The following is a 16,361-nucleotide window of genomic DNA, read 5'->3' on the forward strand; positions in this document are numbered from 1 at the left end:
GTGTCCGCGCTCCTAGCGAATACCGGTGCGGGCGGCCGAGAAGATGGCCGGTGCGGCGCCTTCCCCGGTGGCCAGGTCGGCCAGGATCCTGCCCACCACTGGCGTGAACTTGAAGCCATGGCCGGCAAAGCCGGCCCCGATGACCACCGGGCCGATGCGGTCCAGGACGAAGTTGTGGTCAGCGGCGGTGGTGTAGGTGCAGCTGATGTCGGCCATGGAACCGGCATCAACGCCCGGCAGCCAGTGCCTGGCGTAGCGCTGCAGGGCGGCCCGCTGCAGCGGCTCAGGCTGGAACGATCTGTGGTCCGGGTCCACCACCGGACCCACTCCGTGCCATCCGGCCTTGATGCCTTCGCCGGGGGTGTGCATGCCGTACACGGGAGAGTACCAGTCGTCGTACTCGCCACCGGGGCCAGGGAAATGGTTGAAGCCGGGCCAGTCGGCGCCATCATCCGCGATGCCGAAATGGGCGGGCTGCTCCTGGGTTACGGTCAGCCGCGGCATTCCCGCCACACCGGTGAGCAGCTTCGATGTCCAGCCGCCGGCGGTGACCACCGCCTGGCGGGCGGTAAGCACCTCGGTGCGGCCGCCGTCGTCCACGGTGAGTAGGACATCGTCGTCGAGAATAATCCTCAGGTCCAGGACCTTTACATGGTGGCGGACCGCCGCGCCGTTCCGGACCGCCAGCCTTTGAAAGGCCGGCAGCGCCGCGTCCGGATTCAGCTGGCCGCCGTCCGGCATGTGCAGGACCTGCTGATCGAAGCGGATGCCGCGCCAGCGCTCGGCGGCTTCAGCCAGGGGCAGGAAGTCGGCCCTGAGGCCGGCACTGTTCAGTGCGGCATGCATGGTGCCAAGCTGCGGATCCGGACCGTGGTTTACGACGCCGGTGCGCGCCAGCAGCCGCTCGCCGCTCTCGTCTTCGAGTTCAGCCCAGAGCCGGAGTGCCTCCGCCAGCATGGCGACGTAGTCCGGCTCGGAGTACGCCAGGCTGAGGTTCCGGGTGGAGCCGTGCGATGCGCCGACGCGGTGCCCAGGCCCGAACTGTTCCAGCAGGGTCACGTCGCGCCCTCGCTTGGCCAAAGCCCAGGCGGCAGCGGAGCCCATGGCCCCGCCTCCGATGACGACGGTGTCCAAGGATGTGTTCAAGGTTCCTCCACGTTCGGTCGAAGGGCGTTCACGTCAGCAGCACGGCCACGCCGATCATGGCCGGCACGGCCACCACGGTGGTGATCAGCACCGTGTCCTTGGCAACGGTGAGGCCGGTCTTGTAGCGGCTGGCGGCCACGAAGACGTTCTGGGCCGTGGGCAGGGCGGACGTCACCACGACGGCGAAGAGCGCCTGGCCGTCCATGCCCAGCGCGAAGCGGGCAAAGGCATAGGCGATCGCCGGGTGGACGATGAGCTTGAAGGCGCTCGCCAGCAGGGTGTCAATCCGGCGTCCCATGGCGGCCTGCAGCGGCCGGGAACCGTTCAGGCTCATGCCGAAGGCCATCAGCATGGCCGGAATGGCGGCACCGCCGATCAGGTGGATGGGCTGCAGGACAAGCGGCGGAACCTGCCAGCCAGTCCCGGCCACCACCAGCCCCAGGGCGGAGCCGACGATCATCGGGTTCTTCACGATCATCAGGACGAAGCGGAGCGGCGTGGTGCGGTGGGCGCTGGTGGTCGAATCAAGGGCCATGAGGAACAGCGGCGTGAAGAACGCGAGCTGAAAGATCAGCAGGGGAGCCACATAGCTGGCGTCGCCCAGGACGTACACGGCGATGGGGATGCCGAGGTTGGCCGAGTTTGCCAGGGAGGCACTCATGGATGACATGAGTGCCTCCGGAATGCTGCGCTTGAGCAGGAACCTGACGATGACGAAGAAGATGGCAGCGGTGGCCATGGCGCCCACGGCAGTGACCAGCAACGGGGCGGCGAAAACGTCGTGAAGCCGTGCCTTGCTGAGGGTCTCGAAGAGCAGGGCGGGACTGGCCACGAAGAAGGTCAGCCCGCTGAGGACCTGACGGGCATTTTCGCCCAGGATGCCCTGCCTACCGACGAACATGCCCACCAGGATGATGGTCCAGACAACGAAAAAGCCCGCAAGAACGCCTAGCATCCGGTTGTCGCAGAAGGCTCGTAAGTGCAGGGGGTGGCGTCCACCGTCCCAGCCTAATCAGATTTATTCGGCGAAGGACGGGCTTGTGGCAGGGATCTCGCTATTCGGGCAGTGAGAGTTGCCCTGGGTCAGATGCGGGGCGCAGTCAGCTGCACGTGGCGTTGTTCAACGCAAACGGCGGGCGCATGAGCCCGGCGGTGTGGCCCTCGGCAGGATCGTTGCCGATCCGGACAATCTTGTTGTCCTTGTCAACGTGGACCACCTTGGGAGTGTAGGCCCTGGCCTCTTCCGTGGTCATCTGGGCGTAGGTGATCAGAATGACGAGGTCGTTTTCGTGCATCAGGTGCGCGGCCGCGCCGTTGATCCCGATGACACCGGAACCGCGCTCGCCGGCGATGGTGTAGGTCTCAAGGCGGGCGCCGTTGGTGACGTCCACAATGGCCACGAGCTCGCCGGGCAGGATGTCGGCAGCATCCAGCAGGTCCAGGTCTACGGTGACGGAGCCCACGTAGTGCAGGTCCGCGTGCGTGACAGTGGCGCGGTGGATCTTGGACTTAAACATTGTGCGATTCATAACTTCAACAGTCTAACGCCGGGCAAGCCGTATCGCTGTGACGCAGGAGACACTATGGCGATGCTTCCATTTCATGATCTTTGGCCGCCGCGATCGAGGCAGCGGTGGCCGCCAGGATCTCACGGGCGGCGAGAATGGCTGGGCGCTGGGCGCTTGAGCGGCGCGCTGATGTGAAGACCGTCCTGCGCGGTTTCCCGGGCAGTTCCATCAGCTGGGCTGTGGTGCCGCGGCCGGTCCAGACCAAATCCGGCATGAGGGCGACGGCGTTGCCCGATTCAATCAACCGGATCTGGGCCTGGAGGTCTGCGGTTTCAAAGCGCACGTCGGGTTCGAAGCCCGCGCTTCTGCAGGCCTGCTCGGCCCAGTGACGCGAGGCGGCGCCGCGCGGCTCCATGACCCACGGCAGCTCCTCCGTGTCCGCGAGCGACGTGATGACCTTCCTGTCCGCGGCCGGGGGCGGCACGGCAAGCCTGATGGCATCACTGGTCAGCCGTACCCGGTCCAGTTCCGGATACCGGGGTGCGGCGTGCCCGGGATACTGCTCGGCAATGACGAGGTCGAAGTCCCGGGCCCACGTTTCATGCAGGGCCGTTTCCGGCTCCCGCTGCGTCATTTCGATCCGCACCTCCGGGTAGCTGGCGGTCATGCGGGTCAAGGTGTCCGGCATGAGCGCCAGCGCCGCCGACTGGAAGACGGCGATCCGGACAGTGCCGGAGACGGTGGTGAGCGACGCGGCGAGGTCGGCCTCGGCCTGCTCCAGCGTCTCGAGGAGCTGTGCCGTGTGGGCCACCAGGACTTCCGCCTGGGGAGTGAGCTGGACTCTCCGGCCGGTTTTCCTGAGCAATTCCACCCCTACTTCCTTCTCAAGCAGGGCCAGTTGCTGGGACACTGAGGACGGACTGTACTGCAGGGCGGCGGCCACCTCGGCGAGGGTGCCCCGGATCTTCAGCTCGCGGAGCAGTCTCAGGCGGCGGACGTCGAGCACTGACTGTTCCTTTGGGTTGAGTAAATGAGTGGATGAACTAATGAATACTGTTTAGAAGTATTCACTTTATCTAATGCAACGTTGCTTGCATACTGATCAGAGTTACCCCCATCACAGGGCGGATGATGGGGCCGCACCTACGCAGGAGTCCTTGATGACCATTAAAGATCCCACCCAGTCTGTGATGCGGCGCAAGCCCATCGATGACATCGAAGTAGAGAACAAGCACAGCGGCCTGTTCAAGTCCCTTGGGCTGTGGCAGCTCACGGCCATCGGCGTCGGCGGCATTATCGGCGTTGGCATCTTTTCGCTCGCCGGCCTCGTGGCCCATGGTAGCGAGGACACCCCCGGCGTCGGCCCGGCCGTCCTGTTTTCCTTTCTGATCGCGGGCCTGGCATCAGCGGCCGCGGCGCTCTCCTATGCCGAATTTGCCGGCATGATCCCGCGCGCTGGCTCCGCCTATACATACGGATACGTGGCCCTTGGGGAGGTCATCGGCTGGTTCATCGGCTGGGACCTGCTGCTGGAGTACATTGCCATCGTGGCGGTGGTGGCCATCGGCATCTCCGGCTACTTCGATGCCTTCCTGTCCGGTATCGGGATCCATATGCCCGTCTGGATGACGTCGACAGCGGATGAGGGCAAGGGCGGCATCGTCAACATTCCCGCGATCGTGGTCTGCCTCATCGTGACCTGGATCCTGTCCCGTGGCACCAAGGCGTTCGGCCGGTTTGAACTCGTGGCCGTGGCCATCAAGGTGGTCCTGATCATATTCATCATCGGATTGGGCATCTTCTACGTCGACACCAACAACTACAATCCGTTCATGCCGAGTGGCTTCGGCCCAGTGGTGGCAGGTTCGGCCACCGTGTTCTTCGCCGTGTTCGGCTACGACGCCATGAGTACCGCGGCGGAGGAGGCTACCGACGGCAAGAAGCACATGCCCAAGGCCATCATCCTCTCCCTCATCGTGGCCATGCTCCTTTATGTTGCCGCCACTTTGGTACTGACCGGGATGCAGAATTACCAAGAGATCGACCCAAAGGCTGGGTTCGCGTCTGCCTTCTCCTCGGTGGGGCTGCCGGTGATCGCCACCATCATTTCCGTTTTCGCCGTCCTTTCCATCCTCACGGTGATGCTGACCTTCCTCCTGGGTGTCACCCGCGTCTGGTTCTCAATGAGCCGCGACGGACTGCTCCCGGGCTGGTTCGCCAAGACGGACCGGCACGGCACTCCGCAGCGCGTCACCTGGATCGCCGGCATCACATCAGCGTTCCTGGCGGGAGTTTTCCCCATCAAGGAGGTCGCGGATCTGACCAACATCGGCATTCTGGCCGCCTTCGTCGTCGTCTGTCTCTCGGTCATCATCTTCCGCTACAAGAGGCCCGACGCCCCGCGTACCTTTCGGCTCCCGCTGATGCCCTTGGTGCCAGCCTTCGGCATCCTGTCCTCCGGCTTCCTCATGACGCAACTTCCCTTCGCCACCTGGGTGCGGTTCGTCATCTGGCTCATCATCGGCCTGACCATCTACTTCGGCTACGGACGGAAGCACTCCCTAATGAACCCGAACAGCCCGCGTCACAACGAGGCCGTGGAGATGCACACCCCGGTGAACTAGCAACGCGAACGCTCTCTCACTTCCTGTCGCAAATCACAGGACGCTCTCTCACATATTGCGGAATATTGACGAACCCTCTCTCACCCAGTGAGAGAGGGTTCGTTGTCTTTCTGCAGGAAGTGCGAGAGCGTCCGGCGGGGAGGCGACCGGAAGTGAGAGAGCGTCCGGGGGAGGTTGCCGAATATTGTCCAAAAAGGTGGGCAAATCCGCCGCATTTCCGAACGTTCGGACGGGTCCGCGAGCCTTCGGTTTTTCTAACTTGTATTGCTCAGAAAAGATCGCTTTATCTTATGTGAATGCAGGCTCATACTGATGAGTGAGACGGTCCCCACCCACTGAAAGAGCGAGACAGCCATGACCAACACCGCAACGGATCACCGAGTGAATGCAGGCAAGGACGCCGCTGAAACCGGCGCCGTCGCCACCGCCCCGTCCGGCTCCGGCGTCGCCGAGGCCGCAGCCCTGGCCGAGGAAACCATTGTCCTGGTCCGCCACTGGCTGACCGAAGCCGCCAAGGTACCCGTGGACGCTTCCGCGGAACAGCTCGCCGGCGTCCTGAAGGACCCGAACGGCCTTGACTTCACCGTCGGTTTCGTGGACGGCGTGGTCCGTCCCGAAGACCTGCACGTCGCCGCTCGGAACCTGGCCGCCCTGGCGCCAAAGGTTCCCGCCTTCCTGCCCTGGCACATGCGCAGCGCTGTCCGCCTCGGCGGCACCATGGCCCCCGTCCTGCCTCAGGTGGTCATTCCCATTGCCCGCCGCGTGCTGCGTGCAATGGTGGGCCACCTCATCGTCGACGCCACCGATGCAAAGCTCGGCCCGGCCATCGCCAAGATCCGCAAGGACGGCATCAAACTCAACGTGAACCTGCTCGGCGAGGCCGTCCTGGGCGAGCACGAAGCAGCCCGCCGGCTCGAGGGCACCCACACGCTGCTGGCCCGGCCTGATGTGGACTACGTCTCCATCAAGGTGTCCTCCACTGTGGCTCCGCACTCCGCCTGGGCCTTCGACGAAGCCGTGGAGCACGTCGTCGAAATGCTCACCCCGCTGTTCGCCAAAGCCGCGTCCTTCGCCAGCGGCGGACAGAACGCCAAGTTCATCAACCTGGACATGGAGGAGTACAAGGACCTGGACATGACCATCGCGGTCTTCACCCGGATCCTGGACAGGCCCGAATTCAAGAACCTCGAAGCCGGCATCGTGCTTCAGGCCTACCTCCCGGACGCGCTCGCCGCCATGATCCGATTGCAGGACTGGGCCGCCGCACGCCGCGCGGACGGCGGTGCAGGCATCAAGGTCCGCGTCGTCAAGGGCGCCAATCTGCCCATGGAACAGGTGGAGTCCTCCCTCCACGACTGGCCGCTGGCAACCTGGGGCACCAAGCAGGACTCCGACACCAACTACAAGCGCGTCATCAACTACGCCCTGCACCCGGACCGCATCAGCAACATCCGGATCGGCGTGGCCGGTCACAACCTCTTTGACATCGCCTTCGCGTGGCTGCTGGCCAAGAAGCGCGGCGTGGAATCCGGCATCGAGTTCGAGATGCTCCTGGGCATGGCCCAGGGCCAGGCCGAGGCCGTGAAGAAGGACGTCGGCTCGCTGCTGCTCTACACCCCGGTGGTGCACCCTGCCGAGTTCGACGTGGCGATCGCCTACCTGATCCGCCGCCTCGAAGAGGGTGCCAGTCAGGACAACTTCATGTCCGCCGTCTTCGAACTCAGCGAAAACGAATCCCTTTTCGAGCGCGAGAAGCAGCGTTTCATGCGGTCTCTGGAAAGTCTCGACGGCGAAGTGCCGCCGCCGAACCGCGTGCAGAACCGCAGCCTTCCGGCCGAAACCAGGCCGCACGACCACTTCGAGAACACCCCGGACACCGACCCGTCCCTGCCAGCCAACCGCGACTGGGGCCGCGCCATCCTGGGCCGTATTCCGTCCTCGACCCTCGGTAACGCTTCCGTGGCGGCCGCGACCATCATGGACGCGGGCACCCTCAACAGGGTGATCGAAACCGCGGTCGAAAAGGGCAAGGCCTGGGGAGCGCTCTCCGGCGCCGAACGCGCCGAGATCCTGCACCGCGCCGGCGAAACCCTCGAGGCCCGCCGCGCGGACCTGCTCGAGGTCATGGCAAGCGAGACCGGAAAGACCATCGACCAGGGCGACCCCGAGGTCAGCGAGGCCGTCGACTTCGCCCACTACTACGCCGAGTCGGCACGCAAGCTTGACGACGTCGACGGCGCCACGTTCGTTCCGGCGAAACTCACCGTAGTGACACCGCCGTGGAACTTCCCGGTGGCCATCCCCGCCGGTTCCACCCTCGCGGCTCTCGCCGCCGGCTCCGCCGTCGTCATCAAGCCCGCCAAGCAGGCGCGCCGCAGCGGCGCCGTGATGATCGAGGCCCTCTGGGAAGCCGGCGTTCCCCGCGACGTGCTGACCATGGTGCAGCTCGGCGAGCGTGAGCTCGGCCAGCAGCTGATTTCGCACCCCGCGGTTGACCGCGTGATCCTCACCGGCGGCTACGAGACGGCCGAGCTGTTCCGGTCCTTCCGGAAGGACCTGCCGCTGCTCGCCGAGACCAGCGGCAAGAACGCCATCATCGTGACCCCCAGCGCCGACCTGGACCTTGCCGCCAAGGACGTGGCGTACTCCGCGTTCGGGCACGCCGGGCAGAAGTGTTCGGCTGCGTCCCTGGTGATCCTCGTGGGCTCCGTGGCCAAGTCCAGGCGCTTCCACAACCAGCTGATCGACGCCGTGACCTCCCTCAAGGTGGGCTACCCGGAGGATCCGACGAGCCAGATGGGTCCGATCATCGAGCCTGCCGGCGGCAAGCTGCTCAACGCCCTCACCACGCTGGGTGAAGGCGAAAACTGGGCCGTTGAGCCGCGGAAGCTGGACGGCACGGGCCGGCTGTGGAGCCCCGGTGTCCGCTACGGCGTGCGGCGCGGATCCTACTTCCACCTGACCGAGTTCTTCGGCCCGGTCCTCGGCGTGATGACCGCGGAGACCCTGGAAGAGGCCATCGCCATCCAGAACCAGATCGAATACGGCCTCACGGCAGGCCTGCACTCCCTCAGCACCGACGAACTGGGCCTGTGGCTGGACACCATCCAGGCCGGCAACCTGTACGTGAACCGCGGCATCACCGGTGCGATCGTCCAGCGCCAGCCGTTCGGCGGCTGGAAGAAATCCGCCGTCGGGGCCGGAACCAAGGCCGGCGGACCCAACTACCTCGCAGGCCTGGGCGACTGGACCAGCAAGGAAAGCTCGCACGGTTCCGCCGCACGCATCACCCACCCGGGTGTGCGCCGGCTCGTCAACGCGGCGAAGGCCGAGCTCGACGCTGCGGAGCTGGAGTCGCTGCAGCGGGCACTGGGCTCCGACGCCTTGGCCTGGGCAGACGAATTCGGCACCGCCAAGGATGTCTCCGGACTGAGCGCCGAGCGCAACATCTTCCGGTACCGTGCGCTGCCGGTCAGCGTCCGGCTGTCCGACGGCGAAACCGTCCACGCGCTGCTCCGCACAGTAGCCGCCGGCGTGCTTGCCGGGTCGAAGCTGACGGTCTCCACCGGCGTTGAACTTCCGGCACAGGTGCGTTCCGTGCTGACCGGACTGGACATCCCCGTCACGGTGGAGGACGACGCCGCGTGGCTGGCCTCCGCGGGCCGGCTCGCTGGCGCCGGCAAACTGTCGGGCGCACGCATCCGCCTGATCGGCGGCTCGGCGGCCGCGCTGGCAGAGGCAACGGGTGGCCGACCGGACGTGGCAATCTACGCGCACGACGTGACCGAAGCGGGCCGCGTCGAAATGCTGCCGTTCCTGCACGAGCAGGCCGTCAGCATCACGGCACACCGGTTCGGGACGCTTAACCACCTGTCCGATGCGCTGATCTAACAAACCAGGTTGGCGCGCGCCGGTTCGGGAACGGGCCGGCACACGCACAGGCAGAACAAAAACGGGCGGGCACCATCAGGTGCCCGCCCGTTTCACATTCCAGGGTGTTTGCGGTGACGCTGAGCCTTGACCCCCAGCGCTTTGAAGGCCCGCGCGCGCCGGCCCAACGCGCCGAGTCCAGTGCGCTCAGCCCAGATACCAGCCGGGCGGCGCCCAGGACGATGGAACACTGTGGGCGGAAAATTCTTCGCATCGTGTGCAGGTGTAGGCGACTTCGCCCAGCGTCCTGACGGTGCCGTCTTGGCGGTACGTTGGCGGAACGAAAGATTCAAGGTAGATGAACTCGTCTGTTCCGCATTTGTCGCAGTTGGGCTTGCCAACGTATTCGGTGTCTACTGTCGTAGAGTGGCGGGGGAAGTGGCGGTTAGCGGTTGTGGTCACGGCGTGCCTATCCCGAACAATGCCTGCCTCGTTGCAGGATTAGTTCGTCATCGAATCGGTGTCATCGGCCGCTGCATGACCGGCAACAGTCACAGCATAAGCCCGCAGTATAACGATTATCAATCGTTTTGCTTCCATATCCAGGGCGCCCCGGGCTCAAACCTGCTTCTTCAGAGTCCGTCCCATGATTGCCTGGGTCAGTGCGTCAATGACTTCGGCGTTGGCCAGCGGGTTGCGAATCAGGGTGAAATCGACGTCGCCCACCGGCGGCAGCTCGAAGCGGCGCGTGATGATTTTCAAGTCCTCCGGCACCAGCGACGAGGGCATGACCGCCACGCCGATTCCTGCGCGCACGGCCGCCAGCACGCCGCTGATCTGCCTGGTGGTGCAGGTGATGCGCCAGGTCCGGCCCGCGGACTCAAGGGCGTCGATGGCGAGTTTGCGGCTCAGGCTCGGAGACGGATAGGCGATCAGTGGCACCGTGTCTCCCGGCTGCAGCGTGGTCTGTTCCAGGCCGACCCAGGAAAAGGAGTCGTGCTGGACCACGGTGCCGTCCTTCGCGCCCGCCACCCACTTCACGAAAACAAGGTCCAGCTGCCCCGAGTTGAGCCGCTTGTAGAGTTGGTCGCTCTGGCCGACGGTCAGCTCAAGGTTGATCTGTGGATAGATTTGCCGGAACTCCCTGAGGATGCGCGGCAGTCCGGTGATGGCGAGGTCGTCGGCCGTGCCGAACCGGAGCCGCCCCCGCATCGCTGAGCCGGAGAAGTAGCGGGCGGCGGCATCATGGGCCGCGAGGATGCTGCGGGCGAACCCGGCCATGGCATCACCGTTGTCCGTCAGCCGAACGTCGCGGGTGTCCCGGGTGATCAGCACCCGCTTCGCGGCCGTCTCGAGTTTGCGCACGTGTTGGCTGACGGTCGGCTGGGCCAGCCCCAGCCGGTCGGCGGCCTTGGTGAAACTCAGCGTTTCGGCAACGGCGAGGAAGGATCGCAGCTGGGCCGGTTCGAACATGCGGACTCCTGGTGGCTGGCGCGCACCGCCGGCGGGCGGGCTGGGTGGGGTCTGTCGGGGCATGCATTACGTTCAGCAATGCTACTTATAAGCCCAATAGTCTTCCATAATCATCAGCTCCAACTCTAGCGTTAGAGGCACCCCCGTCAGCCCGCTCTCCTGAGGACTTCCTGTGACACCCCCACCGCCGTCAACGGCCACCGTCACCCAGCCCGTCGCCGTCGTCAGTGAGCGCCTCCCATGGCGTCACACGTTCATCTCCCTCCGCGTTCCCAACTTCCGGATCTTCGCGATCGGACACTTTGTGGCAGTCATTGCCCTGTGGATGCAGCGGATCGCCCAAGACTGGCTGGTGCTTCAGCTCTCCGGTTCCGTCACCGCCGTCGGCTTCACCGTGGCGCTGCAGTTCACGCCGTCCCTGGTGCTGGGACCCTGGGGCGGCATGATTGCGGACCGGTTCGCGAAACGCAGGATCCTGATCAGCTGCCAGTCAATGGCGGCGGTCTTGGCGGCCGCTCTCGCCGGGCTGGCCCTCAGCGGAGCCATAGAAGTGTGGCATGTGTATGTCATAGCGTTCGTGCTGGGCCTGGTCACAGTGCTGGACCAGCCGGCCCGGCAGGTGTTCGTCCATGAACTCGTGGGCCCCCGGTACCTGCGGAATGCCATCAGCGTGAACTCCACAACCTTCCAGCTGGGTGGACTGATAGGGCCCGCAGTCGCGGGCGTGCTCCTCACCGCGGTCGGCGCCGGGTGGGCCTTCGCCGCCAATGCCGTTGCGTGCTGTTCCACGGTGACCATGCTCCTTCTCCTGCGCAAGGACGAGCTGTTCATCAGCGCCCCCGCACCGAAGCGCAAGGGCATGCTCCGCGAAGGGCTGCGGTATGCGCTCAGCAAACCCACCATCTACTGGCCGTGGCTGATGGCAGGATTCATTGCCGTGTTCGCCATGAGCCTGCCCGTGCTGCTGGCCGCGTTCGCGGACCATGTCTATGGCATCGGTGCCGGCGGCTACGGCATGCTGAACGCCCTGGTCGCTTTGGGTGCGCTGGCAGGGGCAATCGCCTCCACCAGACGGCGCCAGCTCCGGCTGCGGTCAGTGGTCCTGGGCGCCGGAATGTACGGCCTCATGCTGTGCCTGTCAGCCTTCACGCCGTCGCTGGCATGGTTCGGCGCGGCCATGGTGCTGTCCGGATTCTGGTGTCTGATGTTCCTCACGGCGTCCAACCAGCTGGTCCAGACCAGCTCCAACATGGCGATCCGTGGCAGGGTAATGAGCCTGTACATCATGGTTCTGATCGGCGGACAGGCCATCGGTGGACCCATGATCGGAAGCATCGCCGAACACTTTGGTCCGCACGCCGCCCTGCTGGTGGCAGGAGGGGTGCCGGTGCTCGCATCGGCGACGGTCGCCGTCGTGCTTGCCCGCCGGGGCGAGCTGAAGCTCAAGGTGGACTTCCGGGACCGGCGGCGCCTGCTGCGGGTGGTGCAGCGGGCCGCCGCCTAGCGGCTGGCCTTCCGGCGGCCCCAATTGGCCGGCAGCGCCGGTTGGCCGGCAGCGCCGGTTGGCCGGCAGTGCTAGCTTTCCGGAATCGGCGCGTGCGGGTAGTCCGCCGCGCGCCGCTGGAACTCCAGTACGTCCTTGTTGATGACCTCGCCGTCGCGGATTTCGATGGCGCGGCTGATGGTTTCGTTCTCCTGCCAGGCAGCCGGCCCGGACATCACGGTTTCCAGGAACGGCAGGAGTGCCTCGCTAATTTCCCAGCTTGAGGAGTTCCACAGGTAGGACGGGCTGTGGTCCACCGCGTAGTAATCGATGTGGTCGCCCACGGTGAACATCGGTTCGGCAAAGCTGGTGGTCTTGGCCCAGCTGAAACCCATGCCCTCGTCGCAGGAAACATCCACGATCAGGCTGCCGGGACGGAACGCCCCGAGGTCGTCCGCTTGCAGATAGGTGAGCGGATTGTTCGGGTCCTGCAGCGTGCAGTTGACTACGATGTCGCTCTCGGCCAGGAACGGCGCCAGGGGGACGCGGCCACGCTCGGTGATGACCTGGCTGAGGAACGGCGCCTTGTCGTCGTGGTCGAACTGCGTGATCCGCACCGAGTGGATGGGGGAGCCCACAGCAGCGACGCCGCGGTTGGTGAGCACCTGGACGTCGTGGATGCCATGCGCGTTCAGGGCAGTTACCGCCCCGCGCGCGGTGGCACCGAAACCGATGACGACGGCGCTGAGCCGCCGTCCGTAGTCTCCCGTCGACCCGGTGAGCGCCAGGGCGTGGATCACCGAGCAGTAGCCGGCCAGCTCGTTGTTCTTGTGGAAAACGTGGAGGCCGAAGCCGCCGTCGCTGGCCCAGTGGTTCATGGCCTCGAAGGCGATGAGGGTGAGCTTCTTGTCGATGGCCAGCTGTGTGATGGCCCGGTCCTGGACGCAGTGCGGCCAGCCCCAGAGGGTTTGGCCGTCGCGGAGTTCGGCGAGGTCCTGGGGCTGCGGTTTCGGCAGCAGCACGACGTCGGCTTTCGCCACAAGCTCTTCCCGGCTGGCCAGGCGCCCCACCAGCGGGCCGAGCTGGGCATCGGACAAGCCAAAGCGTTCGCCGTAGCCACGCTCCAGGATCAACCGCTGGCGCAGCTCCGGCGCAATCCGCTCGAGGTGGAGCGGGTGCAGGGGCAGGCGGCGCTCGTCGGGTTTGCGCGACGAGGCAACCACGCCCAGGGTGAGATGGTTCGGCGAACCCGTCACTTCTTCTTTGCCGGCATCGGTTTGGCTGAAGTCTTGTCCAGCGAGCTGGCCGGCGCTGAGGTGGCCCTCTTGTCGGCGCGCTTTTCCTTGATGGATTTGCCGGATTTCTTGGATGCTGCTTGACGGGGGGATTTGTCAGCCATGATTGCTCCTGTAGCGGAACCGAAGAAGTTCCTGACTTCTGACCATACAGGTAACTGCCAAACGCGCCCTTGAAAGGGAACGGCCCGGGCGGCCGTGAAACGTGCCGGCGGGGACTGGGGAGAAATGGAGCGGCTGACGGGAATCGAACCCGCGTATCGAGCTTGGGAAGCTAGCGCTCTACCATTGAGCTACAGCCGCAGCGCACCGGATTCCGCCGGCGCAGAACCTAGCTTAGCGCAGTTGCGGTGCCGCTCTGCCCACAGGCTCTCCGTGTCCTCGCCGGAGCGCCGCCGACGCAGTTCCGTCCCGTCTCCCCGTAACTCTTCGGTAAAGGCCCGGTCCTCTTTCGCTGGGCCCCGGGCGCCGGTGGCTATCCTGATGTCCGTTAGCTGCAGAACGGGGGAACGGGCTACACGGACAGGGCCGACGTCGAAAGGATCCCATGGCATTTGCGGAACACGAGGTTTTCGTTCAGCGCGATGCCATCACCGTCTACTCCTTTCTCCTGAACGGACTGAACCTTCCCCGCTGGCAGCCGACTATTCGCAGCATCAGCCTGAGCTCCGGTCCTGCCGGGGCGCCGGGGGCCAGATATCAGGTGACGCTGATGGGCCTGCGCGGGCACCCGGTTGCGGGGGATTACGAAATCACGCAGGCCCGGCCGGGTGCTGAAATCCAGTTCCAGGTGGTGGCCGGCCCGTCCCTGTCGCGCGGCGGCTTCTACCTCAGCACCGAGGGCAGCGGAACACGGGTGCGCTTTGCGCTCGAAGCCCCGCTCAAGGGACTCCGGACCTTCACCCGCACCGCGGTCCAGCGGAGATTGCAGGAAGATGTAGCGCAGATTGGACGGCTCCCGGCAGTACTGGAAGAGCGTCCGACGGCGGTCTGAGACCCCGCTGCCGGCGCTCCGGTTCCGCTGGGCTACTGCGCCGCGGGCTACTGCGCCAGCCGGTGGCCTGCCCAGTTTCCGGGAACAGCTGAGGGCGTCGCAAGCGCCCCGCCGCTGAGATCCCAGTACTGTACGGCGTCGCCGGCCCGCTGGATGGCCAGGCCGGTGGAATAGGGTCCGGTGACGCCACGCAGCGCACGGATGGCCAACACGTCACCCCAGCCGCCCGCCACGACGCCCCGCGCCTCGGCTACCGGTGACAGGCGGCCGGAACCCCGGTAGAGGGATACGGTGCCGTCACCTTGGCGGGCCAGCAGATCCTGGAACCCGTCGCCGTCGTAATCGGCCATGGCTAGCCGCGTCGCGGAGACGCCGGAGGCGATCAGGGTGCGCTGGACGAGGTCGCCGCTGCCCTGGTTGGGATACAGCCAGAGGTTGGCCGCGGCGTCGAGGGCCAGGAGTTGGGGCAGCCTGTTGGTTGAGCACCAGCCGCCGACCGCCAGTGTGAGGCCCGCCCAGCCGGACTGGCCCAGCGTCACGGGCGGCAGGAATCCGCCCGTGAGCACACCCGAGTGCAGCGTAAGCCGGCCGTCGTTCCACTGGCTCACCACGTCGAAAACGCCGTCGCGCTCCCAGTCCGTGACGAACACCGTCTTGGCTGCCGCGAAACCCGTGCCGATGGGTTCCGCCGGGCCAAACAGCCCCGACCCCAACGAGGAACGGTTGACGAGTTGGCCTGTCGCGTCCACTGAGACGAGGTCCCCAGCGCTGCGGATGGATGCCGTGGCCAGATCAAGGGTGGGCGGCATGTGTTTGACCAGGGGATCGCAGACGCTGGCGGGTTCGGCGGGAAGAGCGGTGGTGCCGCCCGGGCTCGCGGTGGTCCCGGCGGGGAGGGCTGAATAGCCGAAGAAGTTCACCACGCCCCACATGGTGTAGCGGTTCGGGGTGGTTTGCCAGTTTCCGTCGGTGAACGTGATGCCAATGCCCACCACGTTGAAACGCGGATCGGTCAGGATGGCGTTGTGGGCCGGGGAGCCTTTCCACCACTCGACGAGCTGCGCGGCATCGCGGTCCCAGCGGACGGCAATGACCTCGCCCGCGCCGTTGTTCGGGCTGAGGGCCCGTGCGTCCGTCCAGAAGTTCGCCCGGTGCTCGATGACTTCGCGGGAGGCGACGCTGTCGGACCACTCCTGCGCCAAGCCTGCCACCGTCGCGTGGTACTTCACGGCAGCGAGCCCCAGGGATGCCCGGTAGGTGTTGATCGCGTTGAAGACAGCGGCGACCTGGGCTGCGTTGCTGTCGGGCACCAGGGCCTCGGGGGTGAGGGTTCCCGGGGCAACGGACGCGGCCGACTTTGTCTGGGCCGATCCTCCCAGCGTCGGCGGCGGCGCGGACGCGAATGCACCGGCAGGGGCTGAGAGCGGCGGGATGGACGCCGGTTCAGGCGGGCCGGCGGCGGTTGACCCTGAAGCCGCAGGGTCCGGGGGTCCGACGGCCGGCTGCGCGGTGGTCATCTGCTGGGTCGTCACCTGCGCCGTGGCCGTCGTTCGTTGCGAGGCCACGGCAGGTGATGACGCCGCCGGGACCGAGGCGGTCGATGAAGGCAGTGCGGAGGGGGCTGGCGGCGCTGGCGCCGCTTCCACGGCTGTGGCGGGCGGCTGCCCGGGTGAGGGGGCCGCGGAGGCCGGCCCGCCGTCGTCGGCCGAAGAGGAAGTGGTGCCGCCCGGGGTGGGTTGCGCCGTCACGACCTGGTGGGCAACAGCCTGACGGCCGGGCTCCGGCGCCGGAACGCCGCTCGCCGCCGGAGCCGACAGTGCGAGGGCGCACATGATCGCAACAACGGCCTGGGCCGCAATCTTCTTCAAAATATCCCCAGCTCTATTTTGGCCGTGTGACGTGAGACCATCGGCCGGATTGTTCTCGCAACACTAATGGGAGGCGCGGGCGCCAGCAATGCTATTTTTG

Annotated in this window: 12 protein-coding genes and 1 tRNA gene; 4 read left to right on the plus strand and 9 right to left on the minus strand. The window is 65.9% G+C overall.

The window, feature by feature from the left end:
• Positions 1 to 12 precede the first annotated feature (12 nt).
• The 4 genes from AC1D14_RS10345 to AC1D14_RS10360 form a co-directional block, all read right to left on the minus strand.
• Entirely contained in the window at positions 13 to 1,146 is a 1,134-nt protein-coding gene (locus AC1D14_RS10345; protein ID WP_230120735.1) for an FAD-dependent oxidoreductase, read from the minus strand.
• Between the two features lie 28 nt (positions 1,147 to 1,174).
• Complete coding sequence (locus tag AC1D14_RS10350; RefSeq protein ID WP_476881949.1) at positions 1,175 to 2,101, minus strand: AEC family transporter; 927 nt, start codon at positions 2,099 to 2,101, stop codon at positions 1,175 to 1,177.
• 145 nt (positions 2,102 to 2,246) lie between these two features.
• Entirely contained in the window at positions 2,247 to 2,675 is a 429-nt protein-coding gene (gene panD, locus AC1D14_RS10355; RefSeq protein ID WP_230120726.1) for an aspartate 1-decarboxylase, read from the minus strand.
• 52 nt (positions 2,676 to 2,727) lie between these two features.
• Positions 2,728 to 3,660, minus strand: a complete 933-nt coding sequence (locus tag AC1D14_RS10360; protein WP_230120725.1) for a LysR family transcriptional regulator — start codon at positions 3,658 to 3,660, stop codon at positions 2,728 to 2,730.
• Positions 3,661 to 3,814: 154 nt separating this feature from the next.
• Here AC1D14_RS10360 and AC1D14_RS10365 point away from each other — a divergent pair, with 154 nt between their 5' ends.
• Together AC1D14_RS10365 and AC1D14_RS10370 are read left to right on the plus strand one after the other, a co-directional pair.
• Positions 3,815 to 5,278: an amino acid permease gene (locus tag AC1D14_RS10365; RefSeq protein ID WP_230120723.1), complete on the plus strand. Its 1,464-nt coding sequence runs from the start codon at positions 3,815 to 3,817 to the stop codon at positions 5,276 to 5,278.
• Positions 5,279 to 5,632: 354 nt separating this feature from the next.
• Positions 5,633 to 9,169, plus strand: coding sequence for a bifunctional proline dehydrogenase/L-glutamate gamma-semialdehyde dehydrogenase (locus tag AC1D14_RS10370; protein WP_230120721.1), 3,537 nt, complete (start codon positions 5,633 to 5,635; stop codon positions 9,167 to 9,169).
• Between the two features lie 597 nt (positions 9,170 to 9,766).
• On the opposite strand, the gene AC1D14_RS10375 is transcribed toward AC1D14_RS10370, so the two are convergent.
• Positions 9,767 to 10,621 (minus strand): LysR family transcriptional regulator, encoded by an 855-nt coding sequence (locus AC1D14_RS10375; RefSeq protein WP_476968444.1) that lies wholly within the window; start codon positions 10,619 to 10,621, stop codon positions 9,767 to 9,769.
• Between the two features lie 172 nt (positions 10,622 to 10,793).
• Between AC1D14_RS10375 and AC1D14_RS10380 the strand changes: the two genes are divergently transcribed.
• Entirely contained in the window at positions 10,794 to 12,125 is a 1,332-nt protein-coding gene (locus tag AC1D14_RS10380; protein ID WP_230121421.1) for an MFS transporter, read from the plus strand.
• 71 nt (positions 12,126 to 12,196) lie between these two features.
• Here the strand turns inward: AC1D14_RS10380 and AC1D14_RS10385 are convergent, their stop codons facing one another.
• The 3 genes from AC1D14_RS10385 to AC1D14_RS10395 all read right to left on the minus strand — a co-directional run bounded on the left by AC1D14_RS10385 (position 12,197) and on the right by AC1D14_RS10395 (position 13,702).
• Positions 12,197 to 13,360 (minus strand): N(5)-(carboxyethyl)ornithine synthase, encoded by a 1,164-nt coding sequence (locus AC1D14_RS10385; RefSeq protein ID WP_230121422.1) that lies wholly within the window; start codon positions 13,358 to 13,360, stop codon positions 12,197 to 12,199.
• On the minus strand, positions 13,357 to 13,503 hold the full coding sequence (locus AC1D14_RS10390) for a hypothetical protein (RefSeq protein ID WP_230121423.1): 147 nt from the start codon (positions 13,501 to 13,503) through the stop codon (positions 13,357 to 13,359). Before AC1D14_RS10390 ends, AC1D14_RS10385 begins: the two co-directional genes overlap by 4 nt.
• Before the next feature lie 125 nt (positions 13,504 to 13,628).
• Positions 13,629 to 13,702, minus strand: a tRNA-Gly gene (locus tag AC1D14_RS10395).
• Between the two features lie 244 nt (positions 13,703 to 13,946).
• On the opposite strand from AC1D14_RS10395, the gene AC1D14_RS10400 reads away from it, so the two are divergent.
• Positions 13,947 to 14,393 carry an SRPBCC family protein gene (locus AC1D14_RS10400; RefSeq protein WP_230121424.1) on the plus strand — a complete coding sequence of 149 codons (447 nt, stop codon included), beginning with the start codon at positions 13,947 to 13,949 and terminating at the stop codon, positions 14,391 to 14,393.
• A 47-nt stretch (positions 14,394 to 14,440) separates the two neighbouring features.
• Here AC1D14_RS10400 and AC1D14_RS10405 read toward each other — a convergent pair whose 3' ends face one another.
• A complete protein-coding gene (locus AC1D14_RS10405; RefSeq protein WP_230121425.1) occupies positions 14,441 to 16,261 on the minus strand; it encodes a CAP domain-containing protein in 1,821 nt (606 codons plus the stop codon).
• Positions 16,262 to 16,361 lie beyond the last annotated feature (100 nt).

The organism is Arthrobacter sp. P1_B11 (assembly GCF_056406715.1).

What these genes read in the sequence shown, in the direction of transcription:
- AC1D14_RS10365 (WP_230120723.1), top strand. Translation starts at nt 3,815, where the DNA reads ATGACCATTAAAGATCCCACCCAGTCTGTGATGCGGCGCAAGCCCATC.
- AC1D14_RS10350 (WP_476881949.1), bottom strand. Translation starts at nt 2,101, where the DNA reads ATGCTAGGCGTTCTTGCGGGCTTTTTCGTTGTCTGGACCATCATCCTG.
- AC1D14_RS10375 (WP_476968444.1), bottom strand. Translation starts at nt 10,621, where the DNA reads ATGTTCGAACCGGCCCAGCTGCGATCCTTCCTCGCCGTTGCCGAAACG.
- AC1D14_RS10400 (WP_230121424.1), top strand. Translation starts at nt 13,947, where the DNA reads ATGGCATTTGCGGAACACGAGGTTTTCGTTCAGCGCGATGCCATCACC.
- panD (WP_230120726.1), bottom strand. Translation starts at nt 2,675, where the DNA reads ATGAATCGCACAATGTTTAAGTCCAAGATCCACCGCGCCACTGTCACG.
- AC1D14_RS10370 (WP_230120721.1), top strand. Translation starts at nt 5,633, where the DNA reads ATGACCAACACCGCAACGGATCACCGAGTGAATGCAGGCAAGGACGCC.
- AC1D14_RS10390 (WP_230121423.1), bottom strand. Translation starts at nt 13,503, where the DNA reads ATGGCTGACAAATCCCCCCGTCAAGCAGCATCCAAGAAATCCGGCAAA.